The organism is Peribacillus sp. NPDC097295, from assembly GCF_044761665.1.
Lineage (GTDB): Bacteria > Bacillota > Bacilli > Bacillales > DSM-1321 > Peribacillus.
Genome location: NZ_JBIWCW010000003.1, coordinates 264,606 through 281,976, shown reverse-complemented (window position 1 = coordinate 281,976; position 17,371 = coordinate 264,606). Strand labels below are relative to the sequence as shown.

The following is a 17,371-nucleotide window of genomic DNA, read 5'->3' as shown; positions in this document are numbered from 1 at the left end:
TTCTTACCCTTTATGTAGACATTAACTTCTAGAAAGCCAATCCCGTTTGACACAATTCTCGCCTACATCGATTGCCGTTTTCATCCAGCTGGATGATTAGAGTGCCAACTTCTACTGCGTGTAATTCATTTCCCTTCTTCCCTCTTCATGCTTTTATTTAACCGCACCTCTAATCTTTTTCCTACAAACCATAGGATGAAGATGATGATTCCGACAATCACTGTACGTACGGGCTTATGAATGAGCGATACAATATCATAACCAACAAAACTGATTGTAAAGATCATCACCGCTTTTCCGGCTATTACTGCCAGGCCATATTGCAACGTACTCACTTTTGAAAGTCCTGCCACGATATTCACGATGGCAGATGGCGTGAAAGGGAAACAAAGCAAGAGAAATAATGGCCCGAAACCATGACTTTCCACCCAGTGCATCAACCTTTGTACCCGCTTATGTTTTTGAAGAAAGCTAAAGAACCTCATCTGTCCGTATCTTCTAATGACTAAAAAAATCAGAAAAGCACCGCCTACCGCTCCAATCCAGGAAAATAAGAATCCCCACCAAAGGCCAAAAGCGGTAGCATTGGCTACGACAAAAACGAACAATGGCAAAAAAGGCAAAAATGATTCGAGCATCGGCAGTAAAATTCCAGGAATTGGACCGAATGAACGGTATTGCTTGATAAGTTCTGATATATGTTCAAGTGTCATCCACTCAAGTATAGTATCAAGATTCATGACTATCTCCCTCGGCTTGCTCACTATTCAAGCAGCGTCTCTTAATAAAAAATCCGTCCTATTTTAGATATAACACTTTCCCCTAAAATTGCAAGAATAAATACCCATCTATCATCATACTTTCCCTATCTCAGGAAATCATAATCTTATTAACAAAAATTTTACGTGATTGGCAAAACGGCTTGCATATAAAATATGATTCAGTTAGGATATAAAAGAACATGTGTTCTACTTTTATTTCACCATACATAACATAAGAAAACGTTTACTAGAAAGGGGCGGTCAAGATGACCCGCATACCAGAGGATGACCGAAATATGATTGAAAGAGCCATCTACCTTCCCATGGTGATTACAGTCTTAAACCGGGATCTCAAGGTCATCGAATCAAGTCCTTTTAAATTAAAAAGGCCTTATTTGGGGCTTATCGAACATGCTCTTAAATCCGTCCAGGAAGACCTTGTCGAGGTACGTCGCTATTTACGAAAGGGGAATATCAAGGTAAGCAAATTAACTAGCGATGAATCTTTTACTATGTATTGCTTTTTATATAAAGGGTACGAAGAGCACCATAACTATTTTAATCCCCGTCTACGGAACAAAACGGAAGAGATACTATGTCATTACCTTTTTCAAAAAGGAACCAAAACAGAGAAAATTTAGCTCTCCTTCTCTTTCCAGGAACAATGAAAAAGCCAACAATCACTGTTGACTTCCTTTTATAATTTATTAGTAAATTGGTTGAGCTTATCGGACATCTTTTTGATTTCTTCTACGAAAGTGGAGATTTCCTCAATGGAAGCAGCCTGGTCTTGGCCCACGGAAGCCACTCGCTCAATCGATGTCCCCATTTGTTGAGTCACTTCTTGGATTTGCACTAATTTCTCACGTATCATTTGAGTGGAAGTGACCGTTTCTTTGGAAAACTTCCTAATCTCCTTGGCTACCACTTCGAACCCTTTACCCTTTTCACCTGCACGCGCGGCCTCTATAGCTGCATTTAACCCTAATAAATTGGTTTGGGTTGCAACTCTTTTTATCATGGACAAGATTTCATCTGTGTTTTTAACATCTTCCCCAGCCTTGTGAGAGGATGTTAGAAGTTCAGTGGAAACACCTGCTAATGTATGAGAACCTTCCGCAATATCGAAGATTCGCTCATTGGCTTGACTCAATGATACTGAAATTTGATCCGCAATCGACCTTAGTTCACTTTGCCTTCGTATTTGGATAGCGATACCGCCAATGACTTGATTATTTTCATCATGAAGAGGCACGGCTGTTCCAGTAAACTCAAAACCATAAAAATCAGCCGGCACATCCGATCTTAATGATTTATCCTCACGCAATGCTATCGCGAGGGGTTCTTCTGGATTTAAGGACTGTCCTTTTTGGATCAGTAGATTTATTCTTTCACCAGGAAAATAGGCAATGAATTTTTCTAAATCACATATGGCAATCGATAAATCAGAGGGAACGGCCGCTTTAATTATAGGTACCATATTAACTAAACTTTCCAGCGATTCAATTTTCCCTAACATTTTGTTATACATTGCTGTAACACTCCATCCCTACTATAAAGCTAAATTTTACCAAAGAATACTGTTCTAGTAAATATTTTTTGCCTTAATTAGATGAAGAAAGGTCTAGCTAGTTATAAAAATCTAAATAAAGACCAGTAACAACGTCTTTTCCATGTAATACAGGATGATTACTTCAGAGACGGATATTTTGAATTCATTTCTGAAGCTTTGAGGCCATCCGATTCGGTAAATAAATAGAAAGATTTCCTTTTGGTTTCCTCGATTCTTTGGATCAATTTGGATTTTAAAAAGGAAGTCCGATGTAGTTGGTTTTCAAAAGAACTGCTCGATACGTCTATATCGAATGATTTTCTATTCCTGAAAGTGATCGTTGTCTGTTTAGAGTCTAATCGCGCATAGGAGACTACATGTTCATGAGATAACCAGGTGCATTGGGGGCGCAAGGGAGATGTAGTCGGAAAGAAGAAAATTGAACTGGTCGGATCGATTGCAATTGGTGCCTTGTGGGTGATATTTATGAGTTGTTTCGTCCCGTCTTTCCTTCCTCCATAACTTGAACCAAAGTACTCACAGCTTTTCTTGATGATATCCAAGGGCTTGAACGGAGAAATGAACTCATCATCCAACTCAATGATTCGGGAGTAAACCTTACTTCCATAATTAATTGGCATTACCATTAGTGTATAAGGAGTAATTTCGTATTCTTCAATTATTCCGGCACAGCTTTCCTTCAAATTACATCCACCTCTTCCTCATTCCATTTTCATGAACCATCAAACTTGCCTTACTATCGGTTACGCTTTCCATTTGGGATAGTCCCGGTTAAAACGAGTTAAATTCTTCACTATAATAGCATAATTCACCTAGGGTACACCTAAGTTCACAAAAAATTAGGAATTATTTGAATAACCTTATTATCTCGTCATTTTAACGACACAAACTTAATTTATCTAATTGTTTTAAATTTTCTGTTGATTTTACACCCACAAATCCATATACTAATAAAAAGGGTCAGGGGTGGTTACTTTGAAAAATGATAAATCATATTCAGAGTCAGTGAAGTCATTATCAATCAATGAAATCAAGAATGATGCAGCCGTTCAGGAAATGTTAATTGACATGATCATCATGGAATCGTTCCTTACAACTAAGAAGAATAGCCTGGTAAAGGAAATCGATGAAGCTCTGGATAATAGGAACAAACCTCTATTCCTAAAATTAAGTACCGAAATGAATGCCTTATTGAAACAGTTTGGAAATTAATCAAACCATGAGTGAAATACATTAGAAAAAGCCTCCCTGATTCGGGAGGCTTTTAATTCGTCATCACTCTTTATGGAACATTCCCATGACCTCGGTCGTTTCTGTAATATTAACGAAGGCTTGTGGATCCACTTCTTTTATCATCGCCTTCACATCGGTTAACTGGTAGCGTGTAATGACCGTCATCAACACTTTGCTCCGTTCACCCGAATAGGCCCCTTCCCCATCCATGACGGTAATGCCGCGATATAAATTGGCCAGTAGCCGTTCTTTCATTTCATCGCCTTTTTTCGTGACTATCATCAAAGTTAATTTGATATGATTCGAATGAATCGTATCTATCACTTTACCTGCTGCATAAATCGAAATCAGTGTGTATAATGCGGCATCCCATCCGAACCTGAAACCGGAGACAATCACTACAATCGCATTCATCCCTGAAAGCAAGGTACCAAGCGGGAAGTCTCTCTTCTTAGCCAAGAGCATCGCAATGATATCGAATCCCCCTGATGACCCTGAAGCACGAAAGATAATGCCAATCCCGATACCCGAAATGACCCCTCCGAATAAAGAAGATAACATCGGCTCAGTGGAAACCCGATGAATCGGTATAATATACAAACTGACCGAAATGACCACTACCGAGAGGATCGTAAATGAGATGAATCGTCTCCCCAATTTTAGGTATCCCAGAATGAGCAATGGAAGATTTAACAAGAAATTCAATATCCCTGTATTTAACGGGGTGATGATTCCCAACATGATTGCAATTCCACTGAGTCCGCTGCTCAAAATTAAATGTGGAATCAAGAATAAGTTGTAGGCCAAGGCGACAAGCACCGATCCTAACGTAATCAAAATTATATTATACATAGCTGATCTCCTTAAAAACGCACTGGGAATTTTAATTTATTATAGTAGAGAACGGAATATTTATAAAATGATAGTTTTTTCTGAAAACGAACCATCCTTTCCCACTTTTCTTAAAATAAGGCAAGAAAAAAAGCTAGCTTATTAGGCTAGCTTTTTTCAATCCTCATTCACCTCTTCTTTTTCCACCGTCGAAATCCTCTCAAGCATGGAAGGATGGGAATAACGAAGCCATTTAACCAAGATAGGGGGATTTACCTGACTTAGCCCTGACCTCGTGAGCTCCTGGAAGGAAGTGATGGCCGATTCATGGTCTCCTGTCATTTCGATGGCATAACGGTCCGCTCTCGTTTCCTGGTAACGGGAAACGTAATTGGAAAGCGGGCTGGAAGCAAACAGCAACACGGACGTAATCAAGAGGAACAAAGGCAACGAAGAAATCCTGTCCATTGATTGAACTTTAAGCAAATGCCCCCATCGCCCAATGATGTAATTCATGATTTTTGCGGTCAACCATAAACCAACCAATGTCATGATGATATAACCTGCTATTCCAATGTAAATGTGTTTTTCCACGTAATGGGCCATTTCATGTGCCATGATGAAAAGGATTTCATCTTCGTCAAGCCGATTCAAGGTCGTATCCCAAAGAACGATTCTGGAATTCGATCCTATTCCCGTTACATAGGCATTCAGGGAATTCGTTTTCTCTGCCATATTCACTTCATACACATGTTCAGCCGGGATGTCCGCTTGTTCGGCGAGTGCCAGGATCTCCGTTTCTAACTCTTTATTCTTCAGTGGATAAAAATCATTATATAAGGGGTCAATCAAGACCGGTTGTACGAACATGAGGAACAAGGTAAACGGAATGGATAACAGCCAAGCATAGAGCCACCATTTCTTTGCACTTTTTTTCATCAGCCAATATAGAACAGAAACGATGATGAACATCGTCCCAAAGTTCACCCAAAAATCGATGATATCGTCTTTCATCCACGAAGAAAAGCTCTGGGTGCTTATATGATAACTTTTACTCATTCGATAGCCCATGAAACTGATAGGAAACATCGCAACATAAGAAATCAATGAAAGCCAAAATAAATAAATCGTCGTTTGCAGCCCTTTTCGTTTAGTGATGGTCAAGGCCGATTTTTCAATAACCCTTGAAAATCCGAATAGCAGTATGAAAAAATACAACAGCCATTCATAGGGCGTCGCAACGAAAAAGATGAAATTCCGTAGCCCTGAATACTCCTCACTGAGCTTGAGCTCCCGAGCGTTCAAGAACTCTGAGGGATCAGCTGCAGTGCCACGCAAAGCCTGAGGAATCGAAGTGTCTGCACCATAGAATATATACCAATACATCACTGCCACAAAAAGGAGATATAAAAGAATCGCTCTCCCAGCCCATTTTCTAACCATGAAGCCCCCTCCTTTAAAACAAACATACCTTATATAGTTTAATCCAAAATGGACAGGTTAGAACCGTATTTCATTCCCTTCATATAAATGTCCATAAATGTTCATTTTTTCGCCAGATTTCCCCCCTTGTTTTGGAATTTCATCCTGTATAGTGAAGATATCAATCTATTTAAACTGACTCGGGGTGACAGATGCGCATGAAGAAAATCTATATTATATTCACTACCTTATTAGTGATCGGCATTGGATCAGGTATCTATTATTTTACAGAGTACCGCCAGTCCAAGATGGAATTTCCTGAAGATATAGTGATGAATACTCAGGAAGGAGGTACGTACAGCTTCTCTGATTTAAAACCCAAGGTTCGCCTATTAGAATTCATGTATCTTGATTGTCCGGATTTATGCCCAAATACCACCTATCAAATGCAAAAGATTCGGGATAAGCTTGTTAAGCAAGATATTTTCGGGGATAAAGTGGAGTTTCTGACCATCACTTTCAATCCGGAAATGGATACAACCGATAAAATAAAAACTTACGCTAAGGCATTCGATATAAATGAAACAGACGGTTGGGAGATCTTACGGGGAACACCGATGGACACTAAAAAGCTTACCGACCAATTCGATTTTCTTTTTCGCGATTCCGGAACCGGTGAGTTTGTTCATAGTACGGCCACCTATTTGCTGGATGCGGATAATCATGTCGTTAAAGTCTTCGGGATGGGTGAATATGATTTCGATAAAGAAGAAGTGTATAAAGCCATCATGAAGGAAGTCGAGTAAGCCATGGACACGGCTGAATCAAGCGGAAATCGAAACGCAAATTCTAACCTTAACACAGCTCACCTCCGAATATTTCTACATAATAAAGCTATCATCCATGATGATTTAGGATGATAGCTTTTTTCTTTCTTCTTCATCAATGAGTGTATCTAATTGAATAATGCTTTCTTTTGCACGCAGGAAATCAATTTTCCGGTAATGGTGATTTCCGCCTTCTTCCTCATCTTTTTCATCGGCCCATTTGACGACCTGCTGAAGTGGTGTTCGAGTTATATCATTTGAGGGTAAAAATGAATCGGTGTGAAATAGAATCGCGAGGGAAGTCGTCTTGGCTTTAATCGGGTTTTCACCAAGCCTGATTAACAATTTATGAGCTCTCTCAGCCCCTTTTATTGGATGGATATCATTTTTTTTGTACATGTCATAATCCCATTTCCCATTGCTATACCAAGTGAAATGGCCCATATCATGTAACAGCCCTGCCTTAGCAGCAATATCGGGATCCACGTTGTATTCTTTCGCAAGATGAAATGCATGATATGACACAGCTATCGCGTGGGCCAGCCCTGAACGGTTTAGGTATTTTTGAGCAATTGGATGGTTGAATATATCTAATAATTTTACATCTCTCATTCTTCCTCTTCTCCTCTCATCTAGGGAAATTTTTAATTACCATCTTATCTCTTTTTAAAAAAATAAGCAAGATAAAGGCTCACCTCCTCTAATTTATGCTTTTCCTGCATAGTTGGCTGTAACAAAAAAAGACAATTGCCCCTATGGCAATTGTCTCCTATTCATGAAGGGTTCATTCATGTATGGGCTACATGGGTTTTTAAGCTACGACGCAGAATCTTCCCTGTCGTATTTTTCGGGAGCTCGTCTATAAACTCAATTTTTTTCGGAACTTTATACTTAGCCAAATGTTCTAAACAATAGGCAAGTAACTCTTCCTCGGATAACATATTGGTTTTCCTCACGACAAAACATTGAACGACTTCACCCTGATTAGGATCTGGTACGCCTATCGCCGCTGCCTCGACCACTTCGGGATGGGCATAGAGAACCTCTTCCACTTCTCTTGGATAAACGTTAAATCCGCCGACAATTATTAGTTCTTTTTTACGGTCCACAATAAAAAAATAACCTTCTTCATCCATGCGGGCCAAGTCACCCGTATAAAGCCAGCCATCTTTTAATGCGGCAGCCGATTCTTCAGGCATTTTATAATACCCCTTCATCACGTTGGGGCCTCTGACAACTAATTCCCCAACTTCATTGATCCCAACTTCTTCTCCTAGTTCATTCACGACTTTATTTTCAACATTCACGATGTTGGTACCAATCGAGCCGACTTTTCTTGGACGATCCAAAGGATTGAAGCATGTAACAGGAGAAGCTTCTGATAAACCATATCCTTCTGAAATATTCACATTGAATTTTTTCTCGAATGATTCAAGGAGTGATACAGGCAGTGCCGAACCTCCTGAAATGCAAAAACGTAACGATTCGAGTTCTTCAGCAGTACCGTCAGGATATTGAAGCAAGAAATTATACATGGTGGGAACGCCTGCAAAAACGGTCGCCTCATATTTTTTGATTAGCCTGAATATTTCCTTCGGACTGAATTGGGGAACGATTAACAATGTCCCACCCTTCAATAAAGGCGCATTCACGACAACAGTCAAACTGAATACGTGGAACATGGGCAACGTTGTAACAACACGGTCATCTTCCGTGATGTTTAAGTACTCACCCGTATCGTGTGCATTGGAATAGATGTTTTTATGGGAGAGCATGGCACCTTTCGGCTTTCCTGTAGTGCCCGAAGTGTATAGAATGATGGCCGTGTCTTCCGGATCTAAATCTGGTCCTTTGAACTGAACATCCCCCGTAGCCAACATTCTTGTAAACGATTTCATTTTGGGATAAATATTAAGTTTGCTACCTTCCCCATTATCCGGTTGTGTTTCACAAATGACGTAATTCTCAACACTTGAAAGGATGGGATCCATCTTTTCTAATAATGGTAAAAGCTTATCTAAAGCCACCACTACCTTTACGTCGCCGTTGTTCAGGATATAACCAATTTCATCTGGTGAGTAAATTGGATTTACAGGTATGACGGTCGCCCCTGTTCGTAAAGCCCCATACAACGAAATGATGAAGTGTGGAGAATTGCCTAAAAGCAAGGCAATATTATCACCTTTTGAGACACCAAGCTTATGTAGTTCGTCTGCAAACTTTGATACGGCCGCGTCCAGTTCTCTATATGAAGTGGATTGGTCCATAAAATAATAAGCTGGCTTATCAGCCTTTATTAAAGCCGTTTGATGAAGTTGTTCAGATAAGTTCATCGTTCTCCCTCCCCCTGTGTAAATAGCATGAATGAGCAGTCATTCATTTTTACCGCAAACTAAATACAGTTTTATTATATTAAAAGAGAGAACCAACATCAACAATTTTATCCAGTTTAAAGAAATTATTGTCATATTTATACACAAAAGCCATCACCTTATAAGGGATGGCTTTTAAAAACACTTAATAAATAAGCGCTAATATTTCATCTTTTGTTACATTGCCAAAATAATGGTGCACATCAATTTCGTCTAAAACGCGATTGATTGATTCCTTTTCATAGCGAATTCCTATGAGTTTTTGTTCTATGTCCGTAACTTCCCCGACTCCGAAAAAGTCACCATAAATTTTACAGTTCCCGATGATCCCCTTGTTTACTTCAAGACGGATATCCACCGATCCAACGGGGAACCTGTGCGAATTCTGCACATTGAATTTAGGGGACTTCCCGTAGTTCCATTCCCAGTTTTGATATCTTTCTTTTGAGATCTCGTGGATTCTTTTCCAGTCGTCCTCCGTCAAAACATACTCCGGAATGACTTCTTCATCTTCGAAAATATTCTTCAGAAGGAACGAACGGAATTCTTCCACTGTCATTGGCTCTTTTAGGAAATCGGCAATATTTCCAACGCGGCTTCTGATCGATTTGATTCCTTTTGACTCAATTTTATCTTTCTTCACCTTCAGCGCGGAAACGATATGGTCCATTTCTGATTTAAACAGCAATGTACCATGACTGAACATCCTGCCTTTCGTTGAAAACATCGCATTACCTGATATTTTCTTCCCTTCGGCGAGGATATCATTACGTCCGCTCAATTCAGCATGGATTCCTAATTTTTCAAGCGTTTGAACGACTGGCTCGGTGAACTTCTTGAAATTATGAAAGCTGTCCCCATCATCTTTCGTGATGAAGCTGAAGTTTAGATTCCCCAAATCGTGATAAACCGCGCCTCCCCCTGAAAGGCGGCGAACAACGGTGATCCCGTTTTCATCAACATAATCAGAATTGATTTCCTCAATCGTATTTTGATTTCTTCCGATAATGATCGATGGACGGTTTATGTAGAACAAAAGAAAAGTTTCATCAATATCCAAGTGTTTGAGTGCATATTCCTCGATAGCTAAATTAATCTGTGGATCGGTGATTCCTTTATTATCAATAAAAAGCAATGTAGCTCCCCCTAGTCGGCTTCTTCATCCATTTGTTCATGTGTGACATTTATAATTGAAATTCAAGATTGCTTTTGGCTATAGCTATTTCCCGATTAAAAACTTCTGAAGCTTCTTTTTTAAGTTGACCGAGATCCCCATAATGTGGAAGATGGGTTAACAGCAATAGTTGAGCATCTGCCTTATCCGCTAGCATGCCCGCTTCCCTTGCCGTCATATGACCTGCCTTCGAGCCATCCATGTCACCGTAAAAATTGCTTTCACATAATAAAATGTTTGCACCCTTAGCGAATTCGGCCAGTTCATCCATATAGGCACTGTCACCCGTATAGACAAGGGCATGATTTTCAGCCTCAATTCTCATGGCAAAGCATGGGACCGGATGTTTTGTTTTCATGAAGGTAAACGTGCATGGCCCTATCTTCAAAGGTTTATCAGTGGAATAGGCCACTCCATTCGTAATATCCTTATAGGTCAGCTTTTCGAATTCAGCAGAATCCAAATCATGGCCATAAATAGGGAGGGTCTTTTTTTCACTGCCTAATATTTGCTCTATAAGTACAGCATGTTGTAAGACACCAATATCCGCTACATGGTCTGGGTGGTAATGCGATAATACAACCGCATCAAGTTCTCCCGGTTTCATATGATTTTGTAGTTGCGATAAGACACCGCTTCCACAATCGAGCAGAATGCGAAAATCTTCATATTCAAGCAAATAGCCGGAACTTGCCTCATTTTTAGCTGGGTAGCCGCCCCAGCAGCCAATTACGGTGATTTTCATTTTTGGCACTCCTTTATTCTCTCATGACTTCTCCATAAATATAAACTATTCCACCTCTCATTTCATCTTTTTCACATATGTTATAAAACATTAATTGACAATCGCAACCTGTTATAATACAATAGGTTTATAGAAATCAGATTAATAAAAAAATTCAGGAGATGATGTTCATGATTCAGAGTAGCGTTGAGTTCTTTAAAAACTTACCTCAAAAACAGTGTATGGATTGTGGAAAAAAGATAGAAGAACAGCATGAATGTTACGGAAACCAATGTGATCATTGCCTTTCTGGAGAATGATTGTTTAAGTGTTTAACCATCCTCTCCCCAAGCAGGATGATCCATATATTATCCCAGATAAAAAAGACGTTTCCGAGTGATGGAAACGTCTTTTTTATCTGTTTATTCTGAAATAGATACAGTTCTGAAGACAAAAGACAAAAAAAAGAATTATCAAGTAGCTGATAACCCCTTAAATAAATATACTTTGAATAATTCAGCTATTTCTTCTTTCCCTAATGGGTCATGGTTCCTTTCCCAGTCAAAAATGAGGGCAAGATACATTTTTAACATGAGGAAAGCGGTTATCTCCGGATCACAGGGCTGAATATACCCTTTTTCAATTGCAACTTTTAGTTTTTCTTTAATATATGACACGATGGCTTCTTCCATTTCGTTCACCATATCTTGAACAGCCGGCGTACCAATCTCCCTTTCTTCCTGGAGAAGTTTCAAGGAAAGTTGATGTTCCTGCCTAAATTCCAAAATGCGATACATCGCCCTATGTAAGTTATCAAAGAAGGATAATTCTTGATCGAAGGATTGTTCAGCTTCATACTTCATTTCCTCTATCATCCGTTGGACAATCTCTTTAAACAACTCTTCCTTATTCTTATAAAAGGTATAGATGGTGCCTTTACCCACATTAGCTATTTTAGCTACTTGATCCATCGTCGTTGCCTTATATCCAAAAAGTGAAAAGGACTTAGTAGCAGCTACTAAAATCAACTTCTTACGATCAACAGACATTCCTCACCCCGAATCTGACCAAAATAAAGAAACGGTCAATAAGTTCAATTATATCTTACCAAAACATTTCTTCTTATTCAATCTAATTGCTTCAAATTGATTCATAGAGCTTCGTGATTCACGATGATTGAATCTAACAGTGACCTACATCAGGTTACGGTATATTCACTATTTCTGGACACGACAAAACCTCTACTTAATAATTCCGTATCAAAATGCGACCTCATTGAAGGCCGAAGAGATAAGTGGCAACACTGATGACTGGCATTTATCGGAATTTCTGAGTAGGGATATTTTGCGAACATATTATAGCTAGCCTAGCTCGTCCAAATCCAGCGGGGGTCAGCTTCAATCTAGATCGCTTCATGAGGAAGGCCTTCCTGCTCCAAATTTTTGAAGATATTAAGCTGAAGCAGGTCCGGTTATCCCTCAGCCGATTATGGCAACCGCATTCATAGGCTGATTCACCATCATCGCCCTTTTATTAGAAATTACTTCTCATCTAGCTTATTTAAAACAATGGTAGCCAAGGCATCGATAAATGCCGGTTTTACATTCGGCATATCAGGGCGGTAGTATCCAGCGCCAATTTCTTCGGTAACCACTTTACATTCGTAGTCATTATCGTAAAGGACCTCAAGGTGCTCTGCTACAAACCCAACAGGAATGTAAATGAAAGCCTTGTACTCTTTTTCATGATAAAGATCTCTCGTAAGATCTTGTACGTCAGGACCAAGCCAAGGTTCTGGTGTCTGTCCAGCACTTTGCCAACCCACTGCATAATTAGTAACTCCTGCACCTTCGGCAATTAATTTCGCTGTCTCTTCAAGTTGTTTCGGATATGGGTCTCCCAATTGTAAAATCTTTTCCGGGAGGCTGTGAGCCGAAACGACCAAGGCGAAATTATCACGTTCATCTGAAGTCATTTTTCCGATTACGTCTTTTAATTGATCCACCCAATACTGGATGAACTTGGGCTCATCGTACCAGCTTTCAACAGACTGAATCTTCATGCCGAATTTAGCTGCTTCGTCCTGTGCACGTCCATTGTAAGACTTCACACTGAAGGTTGAAAAATGGGGAGCCAATACAATGCTGATTGCTTCCGTGATTCCGTCCTCATGCATTTGCTGAACCGCATCTTCAACGAAAGGCTCGATATGCTTAAGGCCTAGATATGCCTTGAATTCGACCTCATTTTGAATGGCATTCAATTGTTTTTCAAGAGCTTCAGCTTGTCCAGCAGTAATCTTTGCTAATGGCGACAATCCACCTATTGCTTTATATCTTCCTTTAAGATCATCGATCAATTCATCGCTAGGCCTTCTCCCGTGACGGATATGCGTATAATATCTTTCAATATCCTCTTCTGTATATGGAGTTCCGTAAGCCATAACTAAAAGACCCATTTTTTGCTTTGTCATGAAATTACACCTCTTTTGAAAATTTCGGTCAATCTATTGTGCAACTGTTAATGATTTCCTAGTAAATGTTTCCGCTCAACTTTTTTTCTTGCTGGATGAATATTCATGTATAAAAGCAGTCAATCTCTTCAATGTATCCGGATTAACATCAGGAAATACCCCATGTCCAAGATTGAAGATATACCCGTCCTGCTCCATGCCTTGATCAAGGATTTGTTTGGTCCGCTCTTCTATGATATCCCATGAGGACAGTAAAATAGCCGGATCCAGGTTACCCTGAACCGTTTTCTGAATGCCCATCTGCCTTGCTTGCGTGATAGGCAATCTCCAATCCAGTCCAACCACATCGATAGGAAGGTCATGCCATTCCATTGCCAAGTGGCTTGCACCGACACCGAACATGATCAGTGGTACATTTTCCTCGCGCAATGTCATAAATATACGGTTCATGATAGGTTTGATGAACACCCTATAATCTTCGACATTCAAAGCACCTACCCATGAGTCGAAGATTTGGACGGCTTTAACGCCCGCTTTAATCTGCGCCTTCACATAGACAATGATCATGTCTGCCAGTTTATCCATCAAGGCAAACCAAGCTTTTGGCTCAGAATACATAAAAGCTTTCGTTTTATTATAGTTTTTCGATGGGCCACCCTCAATCATATAGGAAGCAATCGTAAACGGTGCACCAGAAAAACCAATCAATGGCACCGACAATTGTTCGGTCGTCAATAATTTGATGGTATCCAGTACATATGGAATATCTTCTTCTGGATACAATTCTCCTAATTTTTCAACATCTCTCAACGATTGGATCGGATTGGAAATCACCGGACCAATGCCTGATTTAATGTCTACATCCACGCCCAATGCTGGTAGCGGTGTCATAATATCTTTATATAAAATTGCTGCATCGACATCATACTGCTCGACAGGCAATCTAGTCACAAAAGCGCATAACTCTGGCTGATGTGTAATTTCAAAAAGTGAATACTTTTCCTTCAGTTTACGGTATTCAGGCTGCGAACGGCCTGCTTGGCGCATATACCAGACCGGCACGTGATCCGTTTTCTCTCCTCTAGCTGCTTTCAAAAAAGTATCATTCTTAATTTCCATACTCATTAATATCCACCTTTCAAGCACTCAACGTTCCTTTTTTTATGTATCTCTTACATAGAATATCAGATGGTTGTTGTTTTTCAAATTGTAACTCCTTAAACTATATCTTTTTCTAATATAGAAGTATAGCGAACCTAATTATTTGTCAGAAATTCGACTTTTTTCAAAAAAAGTTCTTACTAAAGAAGAGCAACTTAACGAAGGGGAAATGGTAAAAACATTACCGCTTGGGTAAAATGGGTATAGAGACTACTATTAACTACTGGAGGGGAAAATATGAATATATTCATCACATCAGGCACATTCGATTTTCTGAAAATAAAAAAAGATAAACATCCATCCGAAAAAATACTACTCATGCAAAATGCTGAAACAACGGTGCTCCTGCATGAAACAACAAAGAAAACGATTTTTGCCTCGCCACGCAAATACGAAGTCGTGGAAAGTAGCGGCGACCTACCGGAAAGTGGATATGTCGTCATGAACAATATCCCGGTCAGTGAAGAAGGACGTCCTGTATTTGAGCACCGCTTCAAGAACAGCGCCGATTCCATTGCAAGAGAACCTGGCCTCGTCGCCCTTCGGATCTTAAGGCCTATCCATTCCGAAACGTACATCATCCTGACCATTTGGGAAAAGCAAGCTAACTTTTTAAGTTGGAAGAATTCAAGTTCCTTCGAGCAAGCCTTTAATCTTAACGGCTCCACTCCTGTAACGAATTCAAGCCAAAAAATGTTCTCAGGTGAAGCCTATATGACCCAGTACACTTTAGTGAAGGATTCCAACGAATAGTCATCACCCCATCATTGAAAAGGCCAACTCATGTATGTGAGTATTGGCCTTTTCGTTTATGATGATTTGCTGCAGATCTGATTAAAAACCGTAAGAGCCATAAACGTTAAGGGCTGGCGTTCTCCCCACCTTCTTTCCGCTTCAACCACTGATAGACCGAAAGGCAACATATGCCATACGCCAATCCTAGGGCAAAGCCTGCGAGGACATCGGAAGGGAAATGGACTCTAAGAACGATACGGCTCACCCCTATGAGCAAGACCAGAAAAATAAAGCCGCTGCCAACTGCCCATTTCAGTGATCTAGATTTTAATCCTTTAATGGTGAAATAGGCAACCATACAAAAAAAGATCATTCCCACCATGGAATGCCCGCTCGGGAAACTGAAACCCGGAGCTTCCACCAAGCTATATTCTGGTCGATTTCTATGAATGAAGTTTTTTAGTGCCCTTTTTAACAGATCCCCTCCTGCTACTCCTATCGAAACGACTGCCACTGCCAAGTAGTCCTTCTTTCTAAACCATAAATACAGAACGAGAACTAAGCTGCCACAACCAATGAAAATGGATGAACCGAGGTAAGTGAATGTTTTAAAAAAAGGCAGCCAATATGTATTTTCCACACCAATAAAAATCTTCGAGATATTATCGTCAAAGGATAATGCCATTCCTCTTTGCACTTCATTCATGATCATGATGAATACGCCTAAGCAGATCAGAAGGAGGGCAACCCTAGTAAATTTAATCATGATACATGCTCCTTTATATACACCTTCACCTTTTATCCGCTTTGTTTATGTTATACTATTTTTACAAATAATCCAATGTTTAGGAGGTTTTCGATGATTCATCAATTACATGTTCTTCTCGAAGAGTCCTACGAGGAAATGGTATCGATCAGAAGATACCTTCACCAATATCCTGAGCTCTCCTTTCAGGAAACGAAAACAGCGGCCTTCATCGCCGATTTTTATCGGGGGTTAGGAATCGATGTTCAAACCAACATCGGAGGGAATGGGGTAGTGGCAAAGGTTTATGGCAGAAAAGCCGGTAAGACCGTTGCTCTGCGAGCCGACTTTGACGGCCTTCCTATCCAGGATGAAAAAGACGTCCCTTATAAATCAACCGTTTCTGGTGTCATGCATGCCTGTGGACACGATGGTCATACAGCGACTCTGCTCGTCCTGGCCAAAACCTTGCATACTATAAAAGATGAACTTGAAGGTGAATATGTCTTTATCCATCAACATGCGGAAGAATATGCTCCAGGCGGGGCTAAATCGATGATCGAAGCAGGCTGTTTGGATGGAGTGGACGTCATTTTCGGCACCCATTTATGGGCTACAGCCCCAACAGGAACCATTCAGTACGCTTACGGACCTTTAATGGCGGCAGCCGACCGCTTTGAAATATCGATACAAGGTCAAGGAGGACATGGGGCCCAGCCTCATAATACAAGGGATGCCATTGTAACTGCCTCACAGCTAGTTGTCGCTTTACAGCAAATCGTCAGTCGGCGCATCAATCCTATCGATTCAGCCGTCGTCACCATCGGTTCGTTTGTAGCCGATAATGCCTTTAACGTCATCGCAGACAAAGCAAAAATAGTAGGGACCGTCCGAACATTCAAAGAAGATGTCCGCTCTTTCATCAGGGCTGAAATCGAGAGAATTGTTAAAGGGATTTGCCTTTCCGCCGATTGCACCTATGACTACCAATTCCATCAGGGCTATCCAGCGGTCGTCACCCATGTCGAGGAAACCGCTTTCCTCGTAGAGAGTGCTAGCTCCATCAAGGAAGTTCACACTCTAAAGGAAATTGAGCCCAATATGACTGGGGAAGACTTTTCATATTATTTACAAAATGTCAAAGGAACATTTTTCTTTACGGGTGCCCAGCCTCAAAAAGACCATACCTACCCACACCATCACCCTCTATTCGACTTTGATGAAAAGGCGATGCTCATTGCAGCGAAATCCTTAGGCACCGCAGCCGTATCTTATCAAAGAAAGCAGGCAAGAAAAGTACAAGGAACAGTCGCCGAATAACAGCTAAGCAGTATCTTATG

The 17,371-nt window shown here is 40.3% G+C and carries 19 protein-coding genes; 6 read left to right on the top strand and 13 right to left on the bottom strand.

All coding sequences use genetic code 11. The features are described from left to right. Positions 1–125: 125 nt before the first annotated feature. Positions 126–740 carry a TVP38/TMEM64 family protein gene (locus ACIQXN_RS07725; protein ID WP_402964188.1) on the bottom strand — a complete coding sequence of 205 codons (615 nt, stop codon included), beginning with the start codon at positions 738–740 and terminating at the stop codon, positions 126–128. A 287-nt stretch (positions 741–1,027) separates the two neighbouring features. On the opposite strand from ACIQXN_RS07725, the gene ACIQXN_RS07720 reads away from it, so the two are divergent. Then, complete coding sequence (locus ACIQXN_RS07720) at positions 1,028–1,402, top strand: YhjD family protein (protein ID WP_402964185.1); 375 nt, start codon at positions 1,028–1,030, stop codon at positions 1,400–1,402. A gap of 56 nt (positions 1,403–1,458) precedes the next feature. Here ACIQXN_RS07720 and ACIQXN_RS07715 read toward each other — a convergent pair whose 3' ends face one another. Next, a complete protein-coding gene (locus tag ACIQXN_RS07715) occupies positions 1,459–2,292 on the bottom strand; it encodes a methyl-accepting chemotaxis protein (protein WP_402964182.1) in 834 nt (277 codons plus the stop codon). Positions 2,293–2,450: 158 nt separating this feature from the next. Continuing rightward, positions 2,451–3,017, bottom strand: coding sequence for a competence protein ComK (locus tag ACIQXN_RS07710; protein ID WP_402964179.1), 567 nt, complete (start codon positions 3,015–3,017; stop codon positions 2,451–2,453). Between the two features lie 292 nt (positions 3,018–3,309). Between ACIQXN_RS07710 and ACIQXN_RS07705 the strand changes: the two genes are divergently transcribed. Continuing rightward, positions 3,310–3,546, top strand: a complete 237-nt coding sequence (locus ACIQXN_RS07705; protein ID WP_402964176.1) for an IDEAL domain-containing protein — start codon at positions 3,310–3,312, stop codon at positions 3,544–3,546. 63 nt (positions 3,547–3,609) lie between these two features. On the opposite strand, the gene ACIQXN_RS07700 is transcribed toward ACIQXN_RS07705, so the two are convergent. Continuing rightward, positions 3,610–4,419 (bottom strand): YitT family protein, encoded by an 810-nt coding sequence (locus ACIQXN_RS07700; protein WP_402964173.1) that lies wholly within the window; start codon positions 4,417–4,419, stop codon positions 3,610–3,612. 156 nt (positions 4,420–4,575) lie between these two features. Next, positions 4,576–5,841 carry a M48 family metallopeptidase gene (locus ACIQXN_RS07695; RefSeq protein WP_402964170.1) on the bottom strand — a complete coding sequence of 422 codons (1,266 nt, stop codon included), beginning with the start codon at positions 5,839–5,841 and terminating at the stop codon, positions 4,576–4,578. A 197-nt stretch (positions 5,842–6,038) separates the two neighbouring features. On the opposite strand from ACIQXN_RS07695, the gene ACIQXN_RS07690 reads away from it, so the two are divergent. After that, positions 6,039–6,626: an SCO family protein gene (locus ACIQXN_RS07690; protein WP_402964167.1), complete on the top strand. Its 588-nt coding sequence runs from the start codon at positions 6,039–6,041 to the stop codon at positions 6,624–6,626. Positions 6,627–6,731: 105 nt separating this feature from the next. Here the strand turns inward: ACIQXN_RS07690 and ACIQXN_RS07685 are convergent, their stop codons facing one another. The 4 genes from ACIQXN_RS07685 to ACIQXN_RS07670 form a co-directional block, all read right to left on the bottom strand. Further along, positions 6,732–7,259 carry an HD domain-containing protein gene (locus ACIQXN_RS07685; RefSeq protein WP_402964164.1) on the bottom strand — a complete coding sequence of 176 codons (528 nt, stop codon included), beginning with the start codon at positions 7,257–7,259 and terminating at the stop codon, positions 6,732–6,734. A gap of 176 nt (positions 7,260–7,435) precedes the next feature. After that, complete coding sequence (locus tag ACIQXN_RS07680) at positions 7,436–8,980, bottom strand: fatty acid--CoA ligase family protein (protein WP_402964161.1); 1,545 nt, start codon at positions 8,978–8,980, stop codon at positions 7,436–7,438. Positions 8,981–9,164: 184 nt separating this feature from the next. Next, positions 9,165–10,154, bottom strand: a complete 990-nt coding sequence (gene lplA / locus ACIQXN_RS07675; protein WP_402964158.1) for a lipoate--protein ligase — start codon at positions 10,152–10,154, stop codon at positions 9,165–9,167. Between the two features lie 49 nt (positions 10,155–10,203). Next, complete coding sequence (locus ACIQXN_RS07670) at positions 10,204–10,938, bottom strand: MBL fold metallo-hydrolase (RefSeq protein ID WP_402964155.1); 735 nt, start codon at positions 10,936–10,938, stop codon at positions 10,204–10,206. A 170-nt stretch (positions 10,939–11,108) separates the two neighbouring features. Here ACIQXN_RS07670 and yhfH point away from each other — a divergent pair, with 170 nt between their 5' ends. Further along, the gene (yhfH, locus tag ACIQXN_RS07665; RefSeq protein WP_402964152.1) at positions 11,109–11,237 is read left to right on the top strand and encodes a protein YhfH; all 129 of its coding nucleotides are present in this window, start codon (positions 11,109–11,111) and stop codon (positions 11,235–11,237) included. Positions 11,238–11,390: 153 nt separating this feature from the next. Here yhfH and ACIQXN_RS07660 read toward each other — a convergent pair whose 3' ends face one another. The 3 genes from ACIQXN_RS07660 to hemE form a co-directional block, all read right to left on the bottom strand. Continuing rightward, positions 11,391–11,966, bottom strand: coding sequence for a TetR/AcrR family transcriptional regulator (locus ACIQXN_RS07660; protein WP_402964149.1), 576 nt, complete (start codon positions 11,964–11,966; stop codon positions 11,391–11,393). A gap of 491 nt (positions 11,967–12,457) precedes the next feature. Then, positions 12,458–13,390 (bottom strand): ferrochelatase, encoded by a 933-nt coding sequence (hemH, locus tag ACIQXN_RS07655; RefSeq protein ID WP_402964146.1) that lies wholly within the window; start codon positions 13,388–13,390, stop codon positions 12,458–12,460. A 75-nt stretch (positions 13,391–13,465) separates the two neighbouring features. Further along, on the bottom strand, positions 13,466–14,515 hold the full coding sequence (hemE, locus tag ACIQXN_RS07650; protein ID WP_402964143.1) for a uroporphyrinogen decarboxylase: 1,050 nt from the start codon (positions 14,513–14,515) through the stop codon (positions 13,466–13,468). A 273-nt stretch (positions 14,516–14,788) separates the two neighbouring features. On the opposite strand from hemE, the gene ACIQXN_RS07645 reads away from it, so the two are divergent. Continuing rightward, positions 14,789–15,304, top strand: a complete 516-nt coding sequence (locus ACIQXN_RS07645; protein ID WP_402964140.1) for an antibiotic biosynthesis monooxygenase family protein — start codon at positions 14,789–14,791, stop codon at positions 15,302–15,304. A gap of 106 nt (positions 15,305–15,410) precedes the next feature. Here ACIQXN_RS07645 and ACIQXN_RS07640 read toward each other — a convergent pair whose 3' ends face one another. Then, positions 15,411–16,052, bottom strand: a complete 642-nt coding sequence (locus tag ACIQXN_RS07640) for a phosphatase PAP2 family protein (protein WP_402964137.1) — start codon at positions 16,050–16,052, stop codon at positions 15,411–15,413. 93 nt (positions 16,053–16,145) lie between these two features. Here ACIQXN_RS07640 and ACIQXN_RS07635 point away from each other — a divergent pair, with 93 nt between their 5' ends. Then, positions 16,146–17,351, top strand: a complete 1,206-nt coding sequence (locus ACIQXN_RS07635; protein ID WP_402964134.1) for a M20 family metallopeptidase — start codon at positions 16,146–16,148, stop codon at positions 17,349–17,351. Positions 17,352–17,371: the final 20 nt, after the last annotated feature.

Bases quoted from the DNA above. Each gene is read 5' to 3' on its own strand.
- ACIQXN_RS07725 (WP_402964188.1), bottom strand. From the start codon at position 740: ATGAATCTTGATACTATACTTGAGTGGATGACACTTGAACATATATCA.
- ACIQXN_RS07720 (WP_402964185.1), top strand. From the start codon at position 1,028: ATGACCCGCATACCAGAGGATGACCGAAATATGATTGAAAGAGCCATC.
- ACIQXN_RS07715 (WP_402964182.1), bottom strand. From the start codon at position 2,292: ATGTATAACAAAATGTTAGGGAAAATTGAATCGCTGGAAAGTTTAGTT.
- ACIQXN_RS07700 (WP_402964173.1), bottom strand. From the start codon at position 4,419: ATGTATAATATAATTTTGATTACGTTAGGATCGGTGCTTGTCGCCTTG.
- ACIQXN_RS07695 (WP_402964170.1), bottom strand. From the start codon at position 5,841: ATGGTTAGAAAATGGGCTGGGAGAGCGATTCTTTTATATCTCCTTTTT.
- ACIQXN_RS07690 (WP_402964167.1), top strand. From the start codon at position 6,039: ATGAAGAAAATCTATATTATATTCACTACCTTATTAGTGATCGGCATT.
- ACIQXN_RS07685 (WP_402964164.1), bottom strand. From the start codon at position 7,259: ATGAGAGATGTAAAATTATTAGATATATTCAACCATCCAATTGCTCAA.
- ACIQXN_RS07680 (WP_402964161.1), bottom strand. From the start codon at position 8,980: ATGAACTTATCTGAACAACTTCATCAAACGGCTTTAATAAAGGCTGAT.
- ACIQXN_RS07670 (WP_402964155.1), bottom strand. From the start codon at position 10,938: ATGAAAATCACCGTAATTGGCTGCTGGGGCGGCTACCCAGCTAAAAAT.
- yhfH (WP_402964152.1), top strand. From the start codon at position 11,109: ATGATTCAGAGTAGCGTTGAGTTCTTTAAAAACTTACCTCAAAAACAG.
- ACIQXN_RS07660 (WP_402964149.1), bottom strand. From the start codon at position 11,966: ATGTCTGTTGATCGTAAGAAGTTGATTTTAGTAGCTGCTACTAAGTCC.
- hemH (WP_402964146.1), bottom strand. From the start codon at position 13,390: ATGACAAAGCAAAAAATGGGTCTTTTAGTTATGGCTTACGGAACTCCA.
- hemE (WP_402964143.1), bottom strand. From the start codon at position 14,515: ATGAGTATGGAAATTAAGAATGATACTTTTTTGAAAGCAGCTAGAGGA.
- ACIQXN_RS07645 (WP_402964140.1), top strand. From the start codon at position 14,789: ATGAATATATTCATCACATCAGGCACATTCGATTTTCTGAAAATAAAA.
- ACIQXN_RS07640 (WP_402964137.1), bottom strand. From the start codon at position 16,052: ATGATTAAATTTACTAGGGTTGCCCTCCTTCTGATCTGCTTAGGCGTA.
- ACIQXN_RS07635 (WP_402964134.1), top strand. From the start codon at position 16,146: ATGATTCATCAATTACATGTTCTTCTCGAAGAGTCCTACGAGGAAATG.